Genomic DNA, 21,714 nt, shown 5'->3' on the forward strand with positions numbered 1-21,714 from the left:
GGAACGGTTTGCAGCATAACATGAGTTATCCGGACATCACACGCAGCGGCGATGCCCGGAGTTGCAAATGGTTAACGCAGTAAAATGTAGAGGGTATCGTTGCCACGGATAATTTGCAGGGCAATGACTGCCGGTTTACTCTCCAGCACCTTACGCATTTCGGCAATAGACTGCACGCGAGTACGGTTCACGCCCACGATCACGTCGTCCTGATGCAAACCTGCCTGCGCGGCCGGGCTGCTCTTCTCAACGGTAGTGACAGAAATGCCTTTCGTGCCGTTTTTAAGCTGACCGTCGCTCAGCGTAGCGCCCTGTAGAGTCGGGGAGATCTGTTCTGCGCTGGCGGAAGAGGAGGTGCTCTTGTCCAGCGTCACTTCCACGGTCAGCGGTTTGCCCTCGCGGATCAGGCCCAGCTTCACTTTAGCGCCAGGCTCCGTGGTGGCAATACGCGAACGTAATTCAGCGAAGCTGCTCAGCGGTTTATCGTTCAGGCTGACAATAACGTCACCGGATTTCACGCCCGCTTTCGCAGAGCCTGAGTTGGGCAGCACTTCGCTGACAAACGCCCCGCGCTGGACGTTGAGCTTAAAGGCTTTGGCGATATCGGCGCTCATCTCCATGCCTTTGATGCCCAGCAGACCGCGCTTAACCTCGCCAAACTGAATCAGCTGTTGAGACAGAGTTTTCGCCATGTTGCTCGGAATGGCAAAACCAATCCCGATGCTGCCGCCGCCTGGCGCGAGGATAGCGGTGTTGATGCCGATCAGCTCACCGTTCAGATTAAGCAGCGCACCGCCGGAGTTGCCCCGGTTGATGGAGGCATCGGTCTGGATGAAATTTTCCAGCCCTTCGAGATTCAGGCCGCTGCGCCCCAGGGCGGAGACAATTCCGGAGGTGGCGGTCTGGCCTAAGCCGAACGGGTTACCGACCGCGACAGCAAAATCACCGACGCGCAGCTTATCGGAATCAGCAATGGCGATCTGGGTCAGGTTGCTGGGGTTTTGTACCTGTAGCAGGGCGATATCACTCTGATCGTCACCGCCGATCAGTTTGGCGTCAAACTCCCGGCCATCGTTCAGCTGAACGCTGATTTTATCGGCCTGGCTGATCACGTGGTTATTGGTCAGGATATAGCCCTTAGCCGCGTCGATAATCACCCCTGAGCCCAGACCTTCAAACGGCTGAGCCTGCTGATCCGGCGCGTCTTCGCCAAAATATTTCTTCAGCTCTTCGGGAATACGCTGGCTTTGGCGTGCCGTCCCTTCCACCTGAACGCTGACTACCGCAGGCAGGACTTTTTCAAGCATCGGCGCAAGGCTGGGAATGGCTTCTTGTCCAGGCACCTGCGAAGGCAGTGCCGCACTGGCGGGGAAGGACGCCGAGAGAGATAACCCGACACTTAACGCTAAGGCGCTCAACAGCTGGTTTTTTTTCTTCATCGATGCTGACTCTCGTATCCTGGAATGAAAAAGAACGGCCCCAAAAACATCTTGATGTTATTGAATTTTCAACCGCTGAACAATGAGGTGTTTGACTAAATAATAGCTGGGGACGGGAAGAAAGGACGGGCGCATAAGGTGCGCCCGTAAAATTTATTCAGGTTGTGCGATTAATCGCGTTTTACGCCACCGCGCAGCAGGCCGGACGCGCCGTCTGAATAGTCGCGTGGCATCTGAACCGGAGCCTGATCGTTACCGGCTTCAGAATCAGCCAGACGATTGCGGAAGGGGTTGGTCTCCGCGGTCATTTCCGGCAGCAGGCTGCTGGAGCTTTTCGCCATGTGCTGGTAGAGCTGGCGATAATCTGTCGCCATGTTGTCCAGCAGCTCAGCGCTACGGGCAAAGTGGCTGACCAGCTCTTCGCGATATTCTTCCAGTTCGGCTTTGTTCTTTTCCAGTTCGTATTGCAGTGACTGCTGCTGACGCAATTTGCGGTTACCGAAACGCATGGCCACAGCACCAATGATGATGCCGACGACTAAACCGATTAGCGCATATTCCCAGGTCATGAACTTCTCCCGTTGTCTTGTTGTTCCGTAGGGTGTTGGCTCGGCTCCTGCCTGTGCCTGATTATGCCACTATAACCGCTATTTCCGCAGAAGTGGAATCCTGACGTATCATCGCGTAGTGTAGAACGGCCTTTTTTTCATCAGCCACGCGCGCTGGTGAGGTTTAACTAAAGGAATAACAACAACATCATGCAAAACCTGTCCCCTTCATCGCGTTACCAACTGGCCCTGAGCGAGGGCACACACCAGCCGGATGATGTCCAGCGTGAAGCGGTTAACCGCCTGGACACGATTTATCAGGAAATTCTGGCGAAACCCGCCGATGCGGTGCAGAGCAGTGGGCTGAAGGCGGCATTCGGCCGTTTACTGGGCAAAAAAGAGCCCACGGTAAACGCACCGGTTCGTGGATTATATATGTGGGGTGGCGTTGGGCGGGGTAAGACCTGGCTGATGGACATGTTCTACCAGAGCCTGCCCGGCACGCGTAAGCAGCGTCTGCACTTTCACCGTTTTATGCTGCGGGTCCATGAAGAGCTGACTGCGCTCCAGGGCGAAACCGACCCGCTGGAGATTGTGGCCGATCGCTTCAAGGCGGAAACGGACGTGCTCTGCTTCGACGAGTTCTTTGTTTCCGATATTACGGATGCCATGCTGCTGGGGGGCCTCATGAAAGCGCTGTTTGCGCGTGGGATCACCCTGGTGGCGACCTCAAATATCCCGCCGGATGAGCTTTATCGCAATGGTCTTCAGCGGGCGCGTTTCCTGCCAGCCATAGATGCCATTAAACAGCACTGCGACATCATGAATGTCGATGCCGGCGTCGATTATCGTCTGCGCACATTAACGCAGGCGCACCTGTGGCTTTCACCGCTGAACGCCGACACAGCCAGCGAGATGGATAAACTGTGGCTGGCGCTGGCAGGGGCGCCGCGGGATAAGGCGCCAGCGCTGGAGATTAATCATCGCCCGTTGTCGACGCTTGGCGTAGAGAACCAGACGCTGGCCGTCTCGTTTGCAACGCTCTGCGTGGACGCCCGCAGCCAGCATGACTACATTGCGCTTTCACGTCTGTTCCATACCGTTATGTTGTGGGATGTACCCGTTATGACCCCACTCATGGAGAGCGAAGCGCGCCGCTTCATCGCGCTGGTAGATGAGTTTTACGAGCGCCACGTTAAGCTGGTGGTCAGCGCCGAGGTGCCTTTATATGAGATCTATCAGGGCGAGCGCCTGAAGTTTGAGTTCCAGCGCTGCCTGTCGCGCCTGCAAGAGATGCAGAGCGAAGAGTACCTCAAGCGTGAGCATATGCCGTAATAAATGCTCCCCTCTCCCCGTGGGAGAGGGGCTGGGGGTGAGGGCACCAGACCGCACAGTACGCAACCCCGAAAAACCCATTCCAAATCACATTTAAGGGTCGATCTTTGACCTCAACTTCTCTATAATCTTGCGACCCCACGTTACGAGAAGGTTTTTTTCCCGAAACTTTCTATGTGTCGGCATGTGCTATTCGAAGGGGTAGGTTTGCCGGACTTTGTCGTGTGAACCTCAACTGACTAAACGTTTGGGTGTTCACCAACGTGTAACTTATTATTTGGGTAAGCTTTTAATGAAAACTTTTACAGCTAAACCAGAAACCGTACAGCGCGACTGGTATGTTGTTGACGCGACCGGTAAAACTCTGGGCCGTCTGGCTACTGAACTGGCTCGTCGCCTGCGCGGTAAGCATAAAGCGGAATACACTCCGCACGTTGATACCGGTGATTACATCATCGTTCTGAACGCTGACAAAGTTGCTGTTACCGGCAACAAGCGTACTGACAAAATGTACTACCACCACACCGGCCACATCGGTGGTATCAAAGAAGCGACCTTTGAAGAGATGATTGCCCGCCGTCCTGAGCGTGTGATTGAAATCGCGGTTAAAGGCATGCTGCCAAAAGGCCCGCTGGGTCGTGCTATGTTCCGTAAACTGAAAGTTTACGCAGGCAACGAGCACAACCACGCGGCACAGCAACCGCAAGTTCTTGACATCTAATCGGGATTATAGGCAATGGCTGAAAATCAATACTACGGCACTGGTCGCCGCAAAAGTTCCGCAGCTCGCGTTTTCATCAAACCGGGCAGTGGTAAAATCGTAATCAACCAGCGTTCTCTGGAACAATACTTCGGTCGCGAAACTGCCCGCATGGTAGTTCGCCAGCCGCTGGAACTGGTTGATATGGTAGAAAAACTGGATCTGTACATCACCGTTAAAGGTGGTGGTATCTCCGGTCAGGCAGGTGCGATCCGTCACGGTATCACCCGCGCTCTGATGGAGTACGACGAATCCCTGCGTTCTGAACTGCGTAAAGCTGGCTTCGTTACTCGTGACGCGCGTCAGGTTGAACGTAAGAAAGTGGGTCTGCGTAAAGCACGTCGTCGTCCACAGTTCTCCAAACGTTAATCCATTCTGCTTACGCAGAACGATTGGCGAAAAACCCGCTTCGGCGGGTTTTTTTATGGATAATACGCAGGTTATCCACAGTAACATTTCATATATCTTCTCTTTTTCCACATTTCCGGAATCCCCTCACCACAAAGCCATCAAAATCTGGTAAACTATCATCCAATTTTCTGCCCAAATATCGGTGAATACTCGATTTTTGTTCGATTCTTGAACAATGTGTCTTCTCTGGGATGGGCGATACATCATCTGGCTGGCCCCGTTGGGCTGGTAGCAGTAAAAATTCTGAATATACCTGGAGGTTTTCATGGCTGTCGCTGCCAACAAACGTTCGGTAATGACGCTGTTTTCTGGTCCTACTGACATTTATAGCCATCAGGTTCGTATCGTGCTGGCCGAGAAGGGTGTCAGTTTTGAGATCGAGCATGTGGAAAAGGATAACCCGCCTCAGGATCTGATCGATCTCAACCCGAGCCAAAGCGTACCGACGCTGGTGGATCGCGAGCTGACCCTGTGGGAATCCCGTATCATTATGGAATACCTGGATGAGCGTTTCCCGCATCCGCCGCTGATGCCTGTTTATCCTGTTGCGCGTGGTGAAAGCCGCCTGTACATGCAGCGTATCGAGAAAGACTGGTACTCGCTGATGAACGTTATTGTCAACGGTTCCTCTTCTGAAGCGGATGCTGCACGTAAACAGCTGCGTGAAGAGCTGCTGGCGATTGCGCCGGTATTTGGTCAAAAGCCTTTCTTCCTGAGCGACGAGTTCAGCCTGGTAGATTGCTACCTGGCTCCGCTGCTGTGGCGTCTGCCAACCCTGGGCGTAGAGTTCAGCGGTCCTGGCGCGAAAGAGCTGAAAGGCTACATGACTCGCGTCTTTGAACGCGACTCTTTCCTGGCATCCTTAACTGAACCGGAACGTGAAATGCGTCTCGGCCGAGGCTAATGACTGTGGAAATGTCACAACTTTCACCACGCCGTCCGTATCTGCTGCGCGCCTTCTATGAATGGCTGCTGGATAACCAGCTCACGCCGCACCTGGTTGTGGATGTGACGTTGCCGGGCGTGCTGGTTCCAATGGAATACGCGCGCGACGGACAGATTGTACTGAATATTGCGCCACGCGCAGTCGGTAACCTGGAGCTGGCGAACGACGAAGTGCGCTTTAATGCGCGCTTCGGCGGCGTGCCGCGTCAGGTTTCCGTGCCGCTGGCAGCTGTGCTGGCTATCTACGCCCGTGAAAACGGTGCGGGCACCATGTTTGAGCCGGAAGCGGCTTATGATGAAGAGGTTGCCAGCCTGAATGATGATGAGGCATCCGATGAACGCGAAAGCGACACGGTAATGTCTGTCATCGATGGCGATAAACCCGATCATAATGACGACACCGATCCGGATGACGAGCCACCACCACGCGGTGGTCGTCCCGCACTGCGCGTTGTGAAATAAACAAACAGGCCCGACGGGCCTGTTTTGCTTTCCGTCCCTTTTCGCCCCCTCTAATTTCCTGTGTTATGATGAACTGTTTTCCTTCAATGGCACCGGACTGCAATGAAACCGACTGATCTTAAAGCTGAAAACTCTGATGAAACCATTGGCCGCAGCCTGCGCCGTCGGCCGCTGGCGCGCAAAAAACTGTCTGATATGGTGGAAGAAGAGCTGGAGCAGATGATCCGTCGGAAGGAATTTGCCCAGGGAGAGCAGTTACCCTCCGAGCGCGAACTGATGGAGTTCTTCAACGTGGGTCGCCCCTCGGTGCGCGAAGCGCTGGCGGCGCTAAAGCGTAAAGGGCTGGTGCAGATTAACAACGGTGAACGTGCCCGCGTAACCATGCCGTCTGCCGATACCATCATCAGTGAATTGTCGGGAATGGCGAAAGACTTTCTGACCCAGCCCAGCGGTATTGCCCATTTCGAGCAGCTTCGCCTGTTCTTTGAATCCAGCCTTGTTCGTTATGCCGCAGAATATGCCACTGACGATCAGATTGCGCAGCTCACAAAAGCCCTGGAGATCAACAGCCAGTCCCTGGATGACAACACGCTATTTATTCGTTCCGATGTCGATTTTCACCGCGTGCTGGCGGAGATCCCCGGCAATCCGATCTTCAATGCGATCCACGTTGCGCTGCTTGACTGGTTAATTGCGGCGCGTCCTAAAGTGCCGGACGCAGAGCTTTATCAGCATAATGAAGTCAGCTATCGCCAGCATATCGCAATTGTGGATGCGATCCGCCGCCGCGATCCCGATGAAGCGGATCGGGCGTTGCAAACTCACCTTAACAGCGTCTCCGCCACCTGGCACGCTTTCGGCCAGCATTCAAAAGCCAAAAAATAACGATCCTTTAGTGAAGCAGATCGCAATATAAGCGTTCTGTATTCCACTGCTGCTTAATTGATATGGTATAACAGGTATAAAGGTATGTCGTTATAAAAAACACACGATCGATTGAGGTAACTATGGCAACGCAATTACGCGGCGTAATGGCCGCACTCCTGACCCCGTTTAACTCTGAGCAGATGCTGGATAAAGAAAGCCTGCGCCGTCTGGTGCAGTTCAATATTGAACAAGGTATCGATGGGCTGTACGTCGGCGGTTCAACGGGAGAGGCCTTTGTACAGAGCCTTTCGGAACGAGAGCAGGTGATGGAGATTGTGGCGGAAGAGGCGAAAGGGAAAATCACGCTCATCGCCCATGTTGGCTGCGTCAGCACGGCGGAAAGCCAGCAGTTAGCCATGGCCGCCGCCCGCGTGGGTTTTGACGCTGTATCCGCCGTCACACCGTTTTACTATCCCTTTAGCTTTGAAGAACATTGTGACCACTACCGTGCAATTATTGACTCCGCTGACGGTTTACCGATGGTGGTTTACAACATCCCGGCGCTGAGCGGCGTTAAGTTAACGCTGGATCAGATCAACACGCTGGTGACGCTGCCTGGCGTCGGCGCGCTGAAGCAAACCTCCGGCGATCTCTTCCAGATGGAGCAGATCCGTCGCGCGCACCCGGATCTGGTGCTCTACAACGGTTATGACGAGATCTTCGCCTCCGGCCTGCTGGCCGGCGCGGACGGGGGGATCGGCAGCACCTACAACATTATGGGCTGGCGTTACCAGGCGATCGCTAAAGCGGTTCGTGAAGGGGATAACGCCACCGCACAGCGCCTGCAAAGCGAATGCAACAAGGTGATCGATCTGCTTATTAAAGCCGGGGTGTTCCGTGGTCTGAAAACGGTTCTGCACTATATGGACGTGGTATCCGTGCCGCTGTGCCGTAAGCCGTTTGCCCCTGTGGATGAAAAATTCGTGCCTGAGCTGAAAGCGCTGGCGGAGCAGCTAATGGCGGAAAAACGCTAACGCATAGCCGGGGGCGCTTCGCCTTATCCGGCCTACAAAAACATGCTACGTAGGCCGGATAAGGCGCAGCCGCCATCCGGCAAAACGACAGAGAAATCGTCGGGAGAGTGAAATGAGTAAGTCTACCCAAAGCATCCCGTGGTACCGCCATCTTACCCGTCCTCAGTGGCGCGCCTTCTCCGCCGCCTGGCTGGGATATCTGCTTGATGGCTTCGATTTTGTATTGATAGCCTTAGTCCTGACAGAAATAAAAAGCGAGTTTGCCCTGACAACAGTGGAAGCGGCGAGCCTGATTTCGGCGGCCTTTATATCGCGCTGGTTCGGCGGCCTGCTGCTGGGCGCCATGGGCGACCGCTATGGCCGCAAGCTGGCGATGATCACCAGCATCGTGCTCTTTTCCTGCGGTACGCTGGCCTGCGGTTTTGCGCCGGGTTACGTCACCCTGTTTATCGCCCGCATGGTGATAGGCATGGGGATGGCGGGGGAATATGGCTCCAGCGCAACCTATGTGATTGAAAGCTGGCCAAAGCACCTGCGCAACAAGGCGAGTGGTTTTCTGATTTCCGGTTTCTCCGTCGGCGCCGTGGTTGCGGCCCAGGTCTACAGCCTTGTCGTGCCCGTCTGGGGCTGGCGGGCGCTGTTCTTTATCGGCATTCTGCCCATCGTCTTTGCCCTGTGGCTGCGGAAAAATATTCCGGAAGCTGAGGACTGGAAAGCGAAGCACGAAGGCAAAGCCCCGGTGCGCACCATGGTTGATATTCTGTATCGCGGCAAATACCGCGTCATCAATATGGCGATGACGCTGTTTGCCGGTACGGCGCTGTGGTTCTGTTTTGCAGGCGAACTCAACAACGCGGGGCTGGTCGTTATTCTCGGCCTGCTGTGCGCCATCGTCTTTATCAGCTTTATGGTGCAAAGCAGCGGCAAACGCTGGCCGACGGGCGTCACGTTGATGGTTGTCGTGCTCTTCGCCTTTCTCTACTCCTGGCCGATTCAGGCGCTATTACCCACTTATCTGAAAACCGACCTGGCCTATGATCCGTCAACGGTGGCGAAGGTGCTGTTCTTTAGCGGCTTCGGCGCGGCGGTAGGCTGCTGCGTGGGTGGTTTTCTCGGTGACTGGCTTGGCACCCGCAAGGCCTATGTCTGTAGCCTGTTGGCCTCACAGCTCCTGATTGTTCCCGTCTTTGCGATTGGCGGCGCCAATGTCTGGGTGTTGGGCTTGTTACTCTTTTTCCAGCAGATGCTGGGGCAGGGGATCTCCGGGATCTTACCCAAACTCATCGGCGGCTATTTCGATACCGACCAGCGTGCGGCGGGTCTGGGTTTTACCTACAACGTTGGCGCGTTGGGCGGCGCGATTGCCCCGGTGATTGGCGCGCTGCTGTCGCAGGATATGGCGCTGGGCACGGCCCTGGGGTCGCTCTCCTTTGGCCTGACGTTTGTGGTGATCTTGCTTATTGGTCTGGATATGCCCTCCCGCGTTCAGCGCTGGATCAGGCCAGAAGCCCTGCGTACGCATGATGCTATTGACGGTAAACCGCTGAGTGGCGCACTCCCTTTTGGTGCCAGTAAAAGCGGTCTGATCAAACACAAAGGATAAGCTGATGTCATTGCTAAACCAGAAGACAGCAGCGCGAGGCGGTGAAATGACAACCCTGGCTATTGATATTGGCGGCACCAAACTCGCGGCTGCGTGCGTGGAGGGGCAGACCATTACTGCCCGTCGCGAGTGTCAGACGCCTGCCAGCCAGACGCCGGAGGCGTTGCAGGCTGCGCTACAAACGCTGATTGCACCCTTTACGGCGCAGGCAACGCGGGTCGCGGTGGCATCAACCGGGATCATTCACAACGGTATTTTGACCTCCATTAATCCGTCTAATCTGGGCGGGCTGGCGGAATTTCCACTGGTGGAATTTCTCTCGGGAATAACCGATCTGCCGGTGATGGCGATCAACGACGCGCAGGCCGCCGCCTGGGCTGAGTTCTGCGCCTTGCCGGATGATGACGATATGGTCTTTCTGACCGTCTCAACCGGTGTCGGTGGTGGCGTGGTCCTCAATCGAACACTGCAAACGGGCAGCGGCGGTCTGGCTGGACATCTGGGTCACACGCTGGCCGATCCCGCCGGTCCGCGTTGTGGCTGCGGGCGAAGAGGGTGCGTTGAGGCTATCGCCTCGGGGCGCGGCATCGCTGCTCAGGCAGAAGGCGTATTGTCCGGGCTGGATTCGAAAGCGATATTCAGCCTTGCAGCGCAAGGTAATCCACAGGCACAGGCGCTGATTGCGCGTTCAGCGCAGACGCTGGCGCGTCTTATTGCCGATGTCAAAGCCGTGACTGATTGCCAGATTGTAGTTATTGGAGGCAGCGTGGGGCTGGCAGAGGGGTATCTGGGGCTCGTGGAGGCGTATCTGTCGCGGGAGCCCGCCGTCTATCAGGCCGCACTTCGGCCTGCACACTATCGCCACGATGCCGGGCTGTTAGGTGCGGCGTTGTTAGCACATGGAGACGCGTTATGATGCTGGGAGAGTTGCAGTCGCTGGCGACATCTGGCCTGACCGGGGTTCTGATCAATGCCCTCACGCTGGCCGTGGCGGCACGGCCAGAAGAGAAACGCCCTGGTCATTATGAACTCCAGGGCACGGATATCTTTATGAACGTGATGCAGTTTGCCACGCAAGAGCCGAAGCAGAAAAAGGCGGAACTGCACACACAGTATATTGATATTCAGCTTCTGCTCGCTGGAGAAGAACGCATCTTTTTTGGGGTTATGGGGTCCGCGCGGGCGTGTGAAGAAATGCATAGCGCAGAAGATTATCAGCTTTGCCGCCACATCAATGATGAACAATCCATTGTATTAAAGCCTGGTATGTTCGTGGTCTTTATGCCGGGTGAGCCGCATAAGCCGGGATGTCTTGTTGAATCGGAGGGGGAAATTAAAAAAGCCGTGGTAAAAGTCCGGGCCAGCCTGTTAACCGCATAAAAAAGCCGGATGGGATGTCCATCCGGCTTGTCTCTTACACTTCCAGGAAGTTCATGATCCCGTCAGCCGCTTTACGGCCTTCGGCAATCGCCGTGACCACCAGGTCAGAGCCGCGAACGATGTCGCCACCGGCGAAGATTTTCGGGTTGCTGGTCTGGAACGCGTTATCGCTGCCTTCTGGCGCAATTATGCGACCCTGAGAGTCCAGCTCTACGCTGTGCTTCGCCAGCCACTCCATGCTGTGAGGACGGAAACCAAACGCCATCACCACGGCGTCAGCCGGGATCACGTGTTCAGAACCGGCCACGATCTCCGCGCGACGACGGCCTTTCGCATCTGGCGCACCCATCTCCGTGCGCGCCATCTTCACGCCGCTCACTTTACCGTTGGCATTCACTTCAATACCCAGAGGCTGGATGTTGAACTGGAACTCGACGCCCTCTTCACGCGCGTTTTTCACTTCGCGTTTAGAACCCGGCATGTTCTCTTCGTCACGACGGTAGGCACAGATGACATGCGCCGCATTCTGACGAATGGAGGTACGCACGCAGTCCATCGCGGTATCACCGCCGCCCAGCACCACCACGCGTTTGCCTTCCATACTGACGAACGGCTCATCGGCGGTCTCGCCGTAGCCCATTAGCTGTTTGGTATTCGCAATCAGGAACGGCAGCGCGTCGTACACGCCTGGCGCATCTTCGTTCTCCAGACCACCGCGCATGGACTGATAGGTTCCCACGCCCAGGAACACGGCGTCGTAATCCTTCAGCAGGTCGTCGAGCTGTACGTCGCGGCCCACTTCGGTGTTGAGTTTGAACTCAATGCCCATGCCGGTGAAGATTTCGCGGCGGCGGGTCATGACCTCTTTCTCCAGCTTGAAGGCCGGGATACCGAAGGTCAGCAGGCCGCCAATCTCTGGGTGGCGATCGAAGACCACCGCCTTCACGCCGTTACGGGTCAGCACGTCCGCACAGGCCAGGCCTGCCGGGCCCGCACCGATAATCGCCACGCGCTTGTCGGTTTGACGCACACCGGTCATATCCGGACGCCAGCCCATCTCGAACGCTTTATCGTTGATATAGCGTTCGATGTTGCCGATGGTCACTGCGCCAAACTCGTCATTCAGCGTACAGGAGCCTTCACACAGACGATCCTGAGGGCACACGCGGCCGCACACTTCCGGCAGGGTGTTGGTCTGATGAGACAGCTCGGCGGCTTCAAAAATACGCCCTTCGTTGGCCAGCTTCAGCCAGTTCGGGATGTAGTTATGGACCGGACACTTCCATTCGCAGTAAGGGTTACCGCAGGACAGGCAGCGGTCTGCCTGTGCTTTGGCCTGGCCTTCTGAAAACGGCTCATAGATTTCAACAAATTCAATTTTACGGATCTTCAGCGGTTTCTTTGGCGGATCAACACGCTGAAGATCGATAAACTGGTAAACGTTCTGGCTCATCTGAATTCCTTACTGCGCCTGCACGCGCAGCTCTGCTGCGCTACGACTACGGTGACCCAACAGGGCTTTAACATCGCTGGACTTCGGCTTAACCAGCGCGAATTTCGCAGAGAACGCCGGCCAGTTGGCCAGGATCTCTTCGCCGCGCGAAGAACCGGTATGCTGCACGTGTTCGGTAATTAAGCCGCGCAGGTGTTCTTCGTGGATGGCCAGAGTATCAACGTCCAGCACTTCCACCAGCTCAGGGTTCACGCGTTTGCGGAACTCACCGTCTTCATCCAGGACGTAGGCAAAACCGCCCGTCATGCCCGCGCCAAAGTTCACGCCGGTTTTACCCAGGACGCACACAATTCCGCCCGTCATGTATTCACAGCCGTTATCGCCGATGCCTTCCACCACGGTGATGGCGCCGGAGTTACGCACCGCAAAACGCTCGCCCGCACGGCCCGCGGCAAACAGACGACCGCCGGTTGCACCGTACAGACAGGTATTGCCGATGATGCTTGCTTCATGGCTGCGGAAGGCTGAACCAACCGGAGGACGCACCGCCAGCAGACCGCCCGCCATGCCCTTTCCGACGTAGTCGTTGGCATCACCGGTCAGGTATAACTCAACGCCACCCGCGTTCCACACGCCGAAGCTCTGACCCGCGGTACCGCTGAAATGCGCGGTAATGGGATCCGACGCCAGACCCTGATCACCGTGCGTTTGCGCGATGTAACCGGAGAGAGACGCACCCACGGAACGGTCGGTGTTGCGGATATCAAACCAGAACGTTTTGCTCTGCTTCTCGTCCACGTACGGCTTCGCCTGTTGCAGCAGCTGCGCGTTCAGCACGCCGTTGTCGAACGGCGGGTTGTTCTCGGTACAGTAAACCGCTTTGCCAGGATGCGGCTGAGCGGTTTCCAGCAGCTTGGACAGCTCCAGCTTCTGCTGCTTGGCCGTGAAGCCCTCAAGCTCTTTCAGCAGGTCGGTACGGCCAATCAGATCCACCAGACGCTTCACGCCCAGCTGCGCCATCAGCTCGCGGGTTTCACGGGCGATGAAGTCAAAGTAGTTAGTCACTTTGAACGGCAGGCCGTGATAGTGGTTCTTACGCAGCTTTTCGTCCTGGGTAGCAACACCCGTTGCACAGTTGTTCAGGTGGCAAATACGCAGGTATTTACAGCCGAGCGCAACCATTGGGCCGGTACCAAAGCCGAAGCTTTCCGCTCCCAGAATCGCCGCCTTGATGATGTCGAGGCCGGTTTTCAGCCCACCGTCCACCTGCAAACGGATCTTGTGACGCAGGCCGTTAGCGACCAGCGCCTGCTGGGTTTCCACCAGGCCGAGCTCCCACGGACAGCCCGCATATTTCACGGAGGAGAGCGGGCTTGCGCCGGTGCCGCCGTCGTAACCGGCGATGGTGATCAGATCCGCATAGGCTTTCGCCACGCCGGTGGCAATGGTGCCAACGCCCGGTTCGGAAACCAGCTTCACGGAGATCATCGCTTTCGGGTTGACCTGTTTCAGGTCGAAAATCAGCTGCGCCAGATCCTCGATAGAGTAAATATCGTGGTGCGGCGGCGGGGAGATCAGCGTCACGCCTGGTACCGAGTAGCGAAGCTTAGCGATGTACGGGGTGACTTTATCACCCGGCAGTTGACCGCCTTCACCCGGTTTTGCCCCCTGAGCGACCTTAATCTGGATCACGTCGGCGTTAACCAGGTACGCAGGCGTTACGCCAAAGCGACCGGACGCCACCTGCTTGATACGGGACACTTTGTTGGTGCCGTAGCGGGCCGGATCTTCACCGCCTTCGCCGGAGTTGGAGTTGCCGCCGATGCTGTTCATGGCTTCCGCCAGCGCTTCGTGGGCTTCCGGGCTCAGCGCGCCGATGGACATCGCCGCAGTATCGAAGCGTTTGAACAGCTCAGACGCGGGTTCAACCTCGTCAATGCTGACCGCTTCCTCACCCGGATTGAGGGCAATGAGATCGCGCAGCGTCGCCGCGGGACGGTTGTTCACCAGCTCAGCATACTGCTGATAATCGCTGTACTCGCCGCTCTGCACCGCCTGTTGCAGCGTGCGCACTACGTCCGGGTTATAAGCGTGATACTCACCCCCGTGGACATATTTCAGCAGGCCGCCCTGTTCCAGCGGCTTACGTGCCAGCCAGGCGCGTTTCGACAGGTTCACCAGATCCTGCTGGAAGTCAGCAAAACCGGCGCCACCGATACGGCTGACCACGCCCTGGAAGCAGAGGTTGGCGACCTCGTTATGCAGGCCGACCGCTTCAAATAGCTTCGAGCAGCGGTAAGAGGCGATGGTCGAGATGCCCATTTTGGACATGATCTTGTACAGACCTTTGTTGATGCCGTTACGGTAGTTCAGCATCACAGCACGGTAGTCTTTATCGATCGCGCGGGTATCTACCAGGCGTGCCAGCGTTTCGTAGGCCAGGTACGGATAAATCGCCGTGGCGCCAAAGCCTAACAGCACCGCAAAGTGGTGCGGGTCGCGCGCGCTCGCGGTTTCAACGATGATGTTGGCATCACAGCGCAGGCTCTTGTCCACCAGACGCGTCTGGATAGCCCCCACCGCCATGGGGGCAGGCACCGGCAGACGGTTTTTCGCGATGTTGCGGTCAGACAGCACCAGCAGAACGGTGCCGTTACGTACCATCTGCTCGGCTTTGTCGCACAGCGCGTTCACCGTCTCTTCGAGGCTCGTTTCGGTCACGTCGAAGGTGATATCGAGCGTGTCGGCGCGATAGTGCTCCTCGGTCATGGTGGTGAGCTGTTTGAAATCGGAGTACAACAGGATCGGTGATTTAAAGGTCAGACGGTGCGCCTGGCCTTCGGCTTCACAGAATACGTTCATCTCACGGCCGATGCTGGTGGCCAGCGACATGACGTGGGCTTCGCGCAGCGGGTCTATTGGCGGGTTAGTGACCTGCGCAAACTGCTGACGGAAATAGTCGTAAATAATGCGTGGCTGGCTGGAAAGCACGGCAAACGGGGTATCGTCACCCATTGAGCCGACCGCTTCCTGGCCGTTTTCGCCGAGAACGCGAATAACCGAGTCCAGTTCTTCCGCGCTGTAGTTAAACTGCTTCTGGAAGCTCGCGAGGGTGTCATCGTCCAGCTCGCGGCTGCCCACTTCTTCGTCCGACAGATCTTCAAACGGCACCAGACGACGCACGTTTTTCTCCATCCACTCTTTGTACGGATGGCGGCTCTTCAGATCGTTGTCGGTTTCGGCGGAATGCAGAATACGCCCACCGCGGGTGTCGATCACCATCAGCTCGCCCGGACCGACGCGGCCTTTTTCGACCACTTCGTCAGGCTGGTAATCCCAGATGCCGACTTCAGAGGCGCAGGTGATGAGCTTGTCTTTGGTGATAACGTAGCGCGCCGGACGCAGACCGTTACGGTCCAGGTTACAGGCGGCAAAACGACCGTCGGACATCACGATGCCCGCCGGGCCGTCCCACGGCTCCATGTGCATGGAGTTAAAGTCGAAGAACGCGCGCAGCTCAGGGTCCATATCCGGGTTGTTCTGCCAGGCCGGTGGCACGAGCAGACGCATGGCGCGCACGATATCCATCCCGCCCGCCAGCAGCAGCTCCAGCATATTATCCATGGAGCTGGAGTCCGAGCCGGTTTCGTTGACGAACGGTGCGGCATCGTGCAGGTCCGGGATCAGCGGGGTCTGGAACTTATAGGTACGGGCGCGGGCCCACTGGCGGTTGCCGGTAATGGTGTTGATCTCACCGTTGTGCGCCAGGTAGCGGAACGGCTGAGCCAGCGGCCAGCGTGGAACGGTGTTGGTGGAGAAGCGCTGGTGGAACAGGCAAATGGCCGATTCCAGACGCAGATCCGCCAGGTCCAGATAGAAGCGCGGCAGGTCAGCCGGCATACACAGACCTTTATAGATGTTCACCAGGTTAGAGAGGCTACAGACGTAGAACTCTTTATCGTCCTGAAGACGTTTTTCAATGCGGCGGCGTGCGATAAACAGACGGCGTTCCATATCACGCGGACGCCAGCCCGCAGGCGCGTTGACGAAAATCTGTTCAATACGAGGCAGCGAGGAGAGGGCGATTTCACCGAGCACCCCTTCGTTGGTTGGCACATCGCGCCAGCCGACAATCGACAGGGTTTCACGCTGAAGTTCTTCTTCAACGATGCGGCGTGACGCGGCAGCTTTTTCTGGATCCTGATTCAGGAACAGCATACCGACAGCGTAGTTTTTGGCTAAACGCCAGCCGCGCTCTTCCGCCACGATGCGGAAGAAACGATCCGGTTTTTGCAGCAGCAGACCGCAACCGTCGCCGGTTTTACCATCGGCAAGGATGGCGCCACGGTGCTGCATACGGGCCAGTGCGTGAATAGCAGTACGCACTACCTTGTGGCTAGGTTCGCCTTCTATGTGGGCGATCAGGCCGAAACCACAGTTATCCTTCTCAAGGGATTTATCGTACAACATATCAGTGAACCTCCCCAGGCTCGTCGGGCTTCCCACTGAACTTTACCGTGGCGCACAGGCGCAGAAAGAGCATGGCGACGGGGTTAGCGTTTCATACGCGGACCTCGCATTCGCCCTCTTTTTCATCCTTTTGCGCAGGTAAACAAGTTTGAGGACTTGCTTCAGAGGGAATCTCAATTACTGCATAAATATGATGAGCAGGCCGCTCATCCAGAAAGCTTCCAGCGGATTTCCAACTTATCGGGAATTGGTACACAGGTCAAATGGCAATCTTATTTATACAAAAATGTGCTAAAGAGTGCTTATCTAGTTGTTTTTATTGTGTATTTAACTATTTTTACAACCGCTTAAAGCACCGGGCAGGTGCAGGGGAGTGTGATCTGACTCACTATACGAAAGCGGTATTATCGATGCAGCGTGCTGAAATGCAGATTTATAGCAGAATATTAATCTGGTGTTGCATTCAATGCCGCATAAAATCACTGTTTTTCAGTCCTGGCGCTATAAATGAAAAAAACCATCAGAACATAAGGAAAAGTAATTACGTTCAGGGTGAATGAAATGTCGGTAATCGTGATTATTTATTCAAATAGATAAAAGCCGTCCAGGGCGATTGATCCAGGTCATCGCCGACAGAGGCTAAAAATGGCAGGCTTGTCCCCTTTCTTCGGGACGGTCTATCAGATTATGCAGTTACAGAAATTAGTCAATATGTTTGGTGGGGATCTTTTGCAGCGCTACGGACAAAAGGTTCACAAACTGACGCTGCACGGCGGCTTTAGCTGCCCGAACCGCGATGGCACCATCGGGCGTGGTGGCTGCACCTTCTGTAACGTGGCCTCGTTTGCTGACGAGGCCCAGCAGCATAAATCTATCGCTGAACAGCTCGCCCATCAGGCGAGTCTGGTGAACCGCGCGAAGCAGTATCTGGCCTATTTCCAGGCCTATACCAGCACGTGGGCGGAGGTGCAGGTGCTGCGCTCGATGTATCAGCAGGCGGTTGCTCAAGCGAACATTGTCGGGCTGTGCGTGGGGACGCGTCCGGACTGCGTGCCGGACGCCGTGCTGGATTTACTTAGCGAGTACAAAGAGAAGGGCTACGAGATCTGGCTGGAGCTGGGCTTGCAGACCGCGCATGACAAAACCCTGCACCGTATCAATCGCGGGCATGATTTCGCCTGCTATCAGCGCACCACGCGTCTCGCCCGCCAGCGTGGATTAAAAGTCTGCTCGCATCTGATTGTCGGCTTGCCGGGAGAAGGGCGGCAGCACGGGCTGGAAACGCTGGAAAAAGTCGTTGAGACCGGCGTGGATGGCATTAAGCTGCATCCGCTGCATATCGTGAAGGGCAGCATAATGGCGAAAGCCTGGGAAGCGGGGCGGTTATGTGGTATCGAACTCGACGACTATACGGTGACTGCGGGGGAAATGATTCGCCATACGCCGCCGGAGATTGTTTACCACCGCATCTCGGCAAGCGCCCGCCGTCCAACGCTTCTGGCACCGCTATGGTGTGAGAACCGCTGGACGGGGATGCTGGAAATCAACCGCTATCTACAGGAGAACGGCGTACAGGGGTCGGCGCTTGGCCGCCCGTGGGTTCCCCCGCTACCGGCGACGGCCGCCTAGCAGACTTCCCAGCATGCCGCGTACTATCTGGTTGGTAATCTGACGCGTCGCGCTTTTTGCCATGGTCTGAACCACGCCATCGCGTTTGCCGCCGCGTGGCCCGGTGCTGCCGAACAGAATATCTTTCAGCCCGCCGAGAATGCCGTCGTCCACGGCAACAGATTGCCCTTTTGCGGCAGGCGCATCCTGCGATTCGGCAGTCGCCTGCACCCCTTTTTGCAGCATCTCGAACGCCGATTCGCGATCCACCTCGTCTTCATACTTTCCGTACACCGGGGAGTGGTTAATCAGGCCGTTGCGTTCATCGTCCGTTACCGGACCCATGCGCGAGCAGGGCGCAATCACCATCGCGCGCTCGACAACTGTCGGGCTGCCTTTTGCATCGAGGAACGAAATCAGCGCTTCACCGGTGCCCAGCGCCTGAATGGCGGTTTCGGTATCAAAGGCCGGATTGACACGCATGGTTTGCGCCGCGGCTTTCACCGCTTTCTGATCTTTCGGCGTAAAGGCGCGCAGGGCGTGCTGCACGCGGTTACCCAACTGCCCCAGTACGTTGTCCGGAATATCCGACGGGTTTTGCGACACAAACCAGACCCCGACGCCTTTGGAGCGGATCAGGCGGATAACCTGTTCAATTTTATCCAGCAGCACCTGCGGCGCGTCGTTAAACAACAGGTGCGCTTCGTCAAAGAAGAACACCAGTTTGGGTTTTTCCAGATCGCCTGCTTCCGGCAGTTGTTCGTACAGTTCAGAGAGCATCCACAGCAGGCTGGCGGCGTAAAGCTTCGGCATCTGGTAGAGCTTCTCTGCGCTCAGAATGTTGATGATGCCTTTGCCGCTGCTGTCGGTACGCATCCAGTCTTTGATATCCAGCATTGGCTCGCCGAAGAAGTGTTCGGCGCCCTGTTGCTCCAGCGTCAGGAGCCCGCGCTGAATGGCGCCCACTGAGGCGCTGCTAATATTGCCGTACTGGTTCTGGAAGGATTTGGCGTTATCGCCAATGTACTGGGTGATGGCGCGCAGATCTTTGAAGTCGAGCAGCAGTAGCCCCTGATCGTCGGCGATACGGAAGATAATGTTCAGTACCCCGGACTGCACGTCGTTGAGGTTAAGCAGACGAGCCAGCAGCAGCGGGCCGAGGTCGGAGACGGTGGCACGCACCGGATGCCCTTTTTCGCCGAAGATATCCCAGACCACCACCGGATTACCGTGCGGCGTCCAGTCCGTGATACCGATATTTTTCAGGCGCTCAAGCAGTTTTTCTGACGCTGCACCTTCCTGAGCCACCCCAGTTAAATCGCCCTTCACGTCAGCCATAAAAACCGGCACGCCAGTCTCTGACAACGACTCAGCCAGCTTTTGCAGGGTAACGGTTTTTCCCGTCCCGGTCGCGCCGGTGATCAGGCCATGACGGTTCGCCATCGCGGGCAGTAAAAACAGCTCTTTTTCCAGCGTCCTGGCGATTAGCAATGGTGTACTCATGATGCACGTCCTCTCGTAGTCCTGGGTGGAGTATAGGCAACCTGACGGCAAAATGTCTGCGTAAATTCCTCACTTTGCGGCGCATTATCCAGTGCGGACTATGCTTTTGCATACGGTAAACAAAATTTTGGGAAACTATGTCCAGATTCTTTTTTAACGACCGCAAACAGCTTGTCAACGATGCCATTGAAGGCATACTTCTCTCCGCGCCGCACGGTAATCTCGTCAAACTGGATATCGATCCGGCCATCCGCGTGGTGGCTCGCGGCGACTGGGATAAAAGCCGCGTGGCGGTGATCTCCGGTGGCGGCTCCGGCCATGAACCGGCACATGCCGGGTTCGTCGGCAAAGGCATGCTTACCGCAGCGGTGTGTGGCGATCTGTTCGCCTCCCCAAGCGTGGATGCGGTCCTCAATGCCATTGTGGCGGTGACGGGCGACCGTGGCTGCCTGCTGATTGTGAAAAACTACACCGGCGACCGGCTTAACTTTGGCCTGGCGGCGGAAAAAGCCAAACGCTACGGCCTGAAGGTCGAGATGGTTATCGTGGCGGATGATATCGCCCTGCCGGATAACAAGCAGCCGCGTGGTATCGCGGGAACGGCGCTGGTGCATAAAATTGCGGGATATGCGGCAGAGCAGGGGAAATCGCTAAACGACGTGCGGGATATTGCGCAACAGGCCTGCGATAACCTCTGGAGCCTGGGCGTGGCGATGCAAACGTGCAACCTGCCGGGCAGCGATGATGAAGGGGGGCGCATTAAACAAGGCCATGTCGAGCTGGGCCTGGGCATTCACGGCGAGCCTGGGGCTTCCGTGGTGGATACGCAAAACAGCAAAGCCATTATCGACACGCTGGTGACGCCGTTACGCGCGCAGGCGGGGGAAGGGCGTTTTGCGGTGCTGATTAACAATCTTGGTGGCGTATCGGCGTTGGAGATGGCGCTGCTGACCAAAGAGCTGGCGCACTCGGCGCTGAAAGAGAACATTGCGTATCTGATTGGCCCGGCGCCGCTGGTGAGTGCGCTGGATATGAAAGGCTTTTCGTTAACGCTGCTAAAGCTCAACGATTTCTTCGAGAAGGCGATTCACGCCGAGGTCGAGACGCTGGGCTGGCAGAAGCCCGTGGCGTTCGCGCCCCTGCGTACCGTCCCACATAGCGCCCTTCATGATCGCGTGGAATATGCCCCGTCGGACAATACGGAGGTGAGCGAGGCCGTCGCCTCGGTAACGAAAACATTGATTCAGCTGGAAAACCGCCTTAACGCGCTGGATGCCAAAGTAGGCGATGGCGACACGGGCTCCACTTTTGCGCAAGGGGCGCGGGATATTGCGCAGCGACTTGAGGAGAACAACCTGCCCCTTAACGACGTGCCGACATTACTCCTGCTGGTAGGCGAGCGGCTGGCAACGGTGATGGGCGGATCGAGTGGGGTGTTGATGTCGATCTTCTTCACGGCGGCAGGACAAAAGCTTCACGATGGACAGCCGCTACCTGAAGCCTTGCTGAGCGGACTTGCGCAGATGAAGCAGTATGGCGGCGCGGATCTCGGCGATCGTACGCTGATCGATGCGCTGCAACCGGCGCTGGAGGCGTTACAGAAAGGCAATATTCAGGCGGCAGCGCAGGCCGCGCAGCAGGGCGCCGAAGCAACGGCAAAAATGGCGAAAGCCGGCGCGGGACGCTCGTCGTATGTGAATAAAGAGAATCTGGACGGGGTGATGGATCCGGGGGCAGTCGCGGTGGCGGAAGTGTTTAAGACCATGGTAGATGCAAAACGGTAACAACCGTTACCGTTTTTAGTGTTTGCGCCCTCTCCCTGTGAGCTGAGGGATCCCCACAAAATAATGCCTGCACAGACGGCCCCCTCTCCCTTGAGGGAGAGGGTTGGGGTGA

At 56.5% G+C, this 21,714-nt stretch carries 17 protein-coding genes; 12 read left to right on the forward strand and 5 right to left on the reverse strand.

From position 1 onward, the window contains the following. Positions 1-71: 71 nt before the first annotated feature. Together degQ and zapG are read right to left on the reverse strand one after the other, a co-directional pair. Positions 72-1,439: a serine endoprotease DegQ gene (gene degQ / locus CU081_RS06560; protein WP_022651926.1), complete on the reverse strand. Its 1,368-nt coding sequence runs from the start codon at positions 1,437-1,439 to the stop codon at positions 72-74. Between the two features lie 170 nt (positions 1,440-1,609). After that, positions 1,610-2,008, reverse strand: a complete 399-nt coding sequence (gene zapG, locus CU081_RS06565) for a Z-ring associated protein ZapG (protein ID WP_003860432.1) — start codon at positions 2,006-2,008, stop codon at positions 1,610-1,612. 189 nt (positions 2,009-2,197) lie between these two features. Between zapG and zapE the strand changes: the two genes are divergently transcribed. From zapE to nanQ, 10 genes are all read left to right on the forward strand, one after another. Then, the gene (zapE, locus tag CU081_RS06570; RefSeq protein ID WP_022651925.1) at positions 2,198-3,322 is read left to right on the forward strand and encodes a cell division protein ZapE; all 1,125 of its coding nucleotides are present in this window, start codon (positions 2,198-2,200) and stop codon (positions 3,320-3,322) included. A gap of 292 nt (positions 3,323-3,614) precedes the next feature. Further along, a complete protein-coding gene (gene rplM, locus CU081_RS06575; protein WP_003860434.1) occupies positions 3,615-4,043 on the forward strand; it encodes a 50S ribosomal protein L13 in 429 nt (142 codons plus the stop codon). A 15-nt stretch (positions 4,044-4,058) separates the two neighbouring features. Continuing rightward, on the forward strand, positions 4,059-4,451 hold the full coding sequence (gene rpsI / locus CU081_RS06580; RefSeq protein ID WP_003860436.1) for a 30S ribosomal protein S9: 393 nt from the start codon (positions 4,059-4,061) through the stop codon (positions 4,449-4,451). Between the two features lie 307 nt (positions 4,452-4,758). Beyond that, positions 4,759-5,397, forward strand: a complete 639-nt coding sequence (gene sspA / locus CU081_RS06590) for a stringent starvation protein SspA (RefSeq protein WP_003860438.1) — start codon at positions 4,759-4,761, stop codon at positions 5,395-5,397. A 5-nt stretch (positions 5,398-5,402) separates the two neighbouring features. Further along, positions 5,403-5,900, forward strand: a complete 498-nt coding sequence (gene sspB, locus CU081_RS06595; protein WP_026080566.1) for a ClpXP protease specificity-enhancing factor — start codon at positions 5,403-5,405, stop codon at positions 5,898-5,900. A gap of 102 nt (positions 5,901-6,002) precedes the next feature. After that, on the forward strand, positions 6,003-6,785 hold the full coding sequence (gene nanR / locus CU081_RS06600; protein WP_022651924.1) for a transcriptional regulator NanR: 783 nt from the start codon (positions 6,003-6,005) through the stop codon (positions 6,783-6,785). 122 nt (positions 6,786-6,907) lie between these two features. Next, entirely contained in the window at positions 6,908-7,801 is an 894-nt protein-coding gene (gene nanA, locus CU081_RS06605) for an N-acetylneuraminate lyase (RefSeq protein ID WP_022651923.1), read from the forward strand. Positions 7,802-7,913: 112 nt separating this feature from the next. Beyond that, complete coding sequence (locus CU081_RS06610) at positions 7,914-9,404, forward strand: MFS transporter (protein ID WP_022651922.1); 1,491 nt, start codon at positions 7,914-7,916, stop codon at positions 9,402-9,404. 46 nt (positions 9,405-9,450) lie between these two features. Then, on the forward strand, positions 9,451-10,320 hold the full coding sequence (nanK, locus tag CU081_RS06615; protein ID WP_032645685.1) for an N-acetylmannosamine kinase: 870 nt from the start codon (positions 9,451-9,453) through the stop codon (positions 10,318-10,320). Beyond that, positions 10,317-10,784 carry an N-acetylneuraminate anomerase gene (gene nanQ, locus CU081_RS06620; protein ID WP_022651920.1) on the forward strand — a complete coding sequence of 156 codons (468 nt, stop codon included), beginning with the start codon at positions 10,317-10,319 and terminating at the stop codon, positions 10,782-10,784. The genes nanK and nanQ overlap by 4 nt, the downstream gene beginning before the upstream one ends. Before the next feature lie 34 nt (positions 10,785-10,818). Here the strand turns inward: nanQ and gltD are convergent, their stop codons facing one another. Both gltD and gltB read right to left on the reverse strand, forming a co-directional pair. Then, positions 10,819-12,237 carry a glutamate synthase subunit GltD gene (gene gltD, locus CU081_RS06625; RefSeq protein ID WP_017382721.1) on the reverse strand — a complete coding sequence of 473 codons (1,419 nt, stop codon included), beginning with the start codon at positions 12,235-12,237 and terminating at the stop codon, positions 10,819-10,821. A gap of 9 nt (positions 12,238-12,246) precedes the next feature. Further along, on the reverse strand, positions 12,247-16,707 hold the full coding sequence (gene gltB, locus CU081_RS06630; RefSeq protein WP_003860454.1) for a glutamate synthase large subunit: 4,461 nt from the start codon (positions 16,705-16,707) through the stop codon (positions 12,247-12,249). A gap of 687 nt (positions 16,708-17,394) precedes the next feature. Here gltB and CU081_RS06640 point away from each other — a divergent pair. Then, on the forward strand, positions 17,395-18,336 hold the full coding sequence (locus CU081_RS06640; RefSeq protein ID WP_096904993.1) for a TIGR01212 family radical SAM protein: 942 nt from the start codon (positions 17,395-17,397) through the stop codon (positions 18,334-18,336). Here CU081_RS06640 and CU081_RS06645 read toward each other — a convergent pair. Next, positions 18,316-19,818, reverse strand: a complete 1,503-nt coding sequence (locus CU081_RS06645; RefSeq protein WP_022651918.1) for a helicase HerA-like C-terminal domain-containing protein — start codon at positions 19,816-19,818, stop codon at positions 18,316-18,318. The two genes, CU081_RS06640 and CU081_RS06645, sit on opposite strands and share 21 nt — an antisense overlap. Before the next feature lie 137 nt (positions 19,819-19,955). On the opposite strand from CU081_RS06645, the gene CU081_RS06650 reads away from it, so the two are divergent. Beyond that, entirely contained in the window at positions 19,956-21,602 is a 1,647-nt protein-coding gene (locus tag CU081_RS06650; protein WP_022651917.1) for a dihydroxyacetone kinase subunit DhaK, read from the forward strand. The last annotated feature ends 112 nt before the right edge of the window (positions 21,603-21,714 follow it).

The organism is Enterobacter sp. CRENT-193 (assembly GCF_002787395.1).
GTDB classification, from domain to species: domain Bacteria; phylum Pseudomonadota; class Gammaproteobacteria; order Enterobacterales; family Enterobacteriaceae; genus Enterobacter; species Enterobacter hormaechei_C.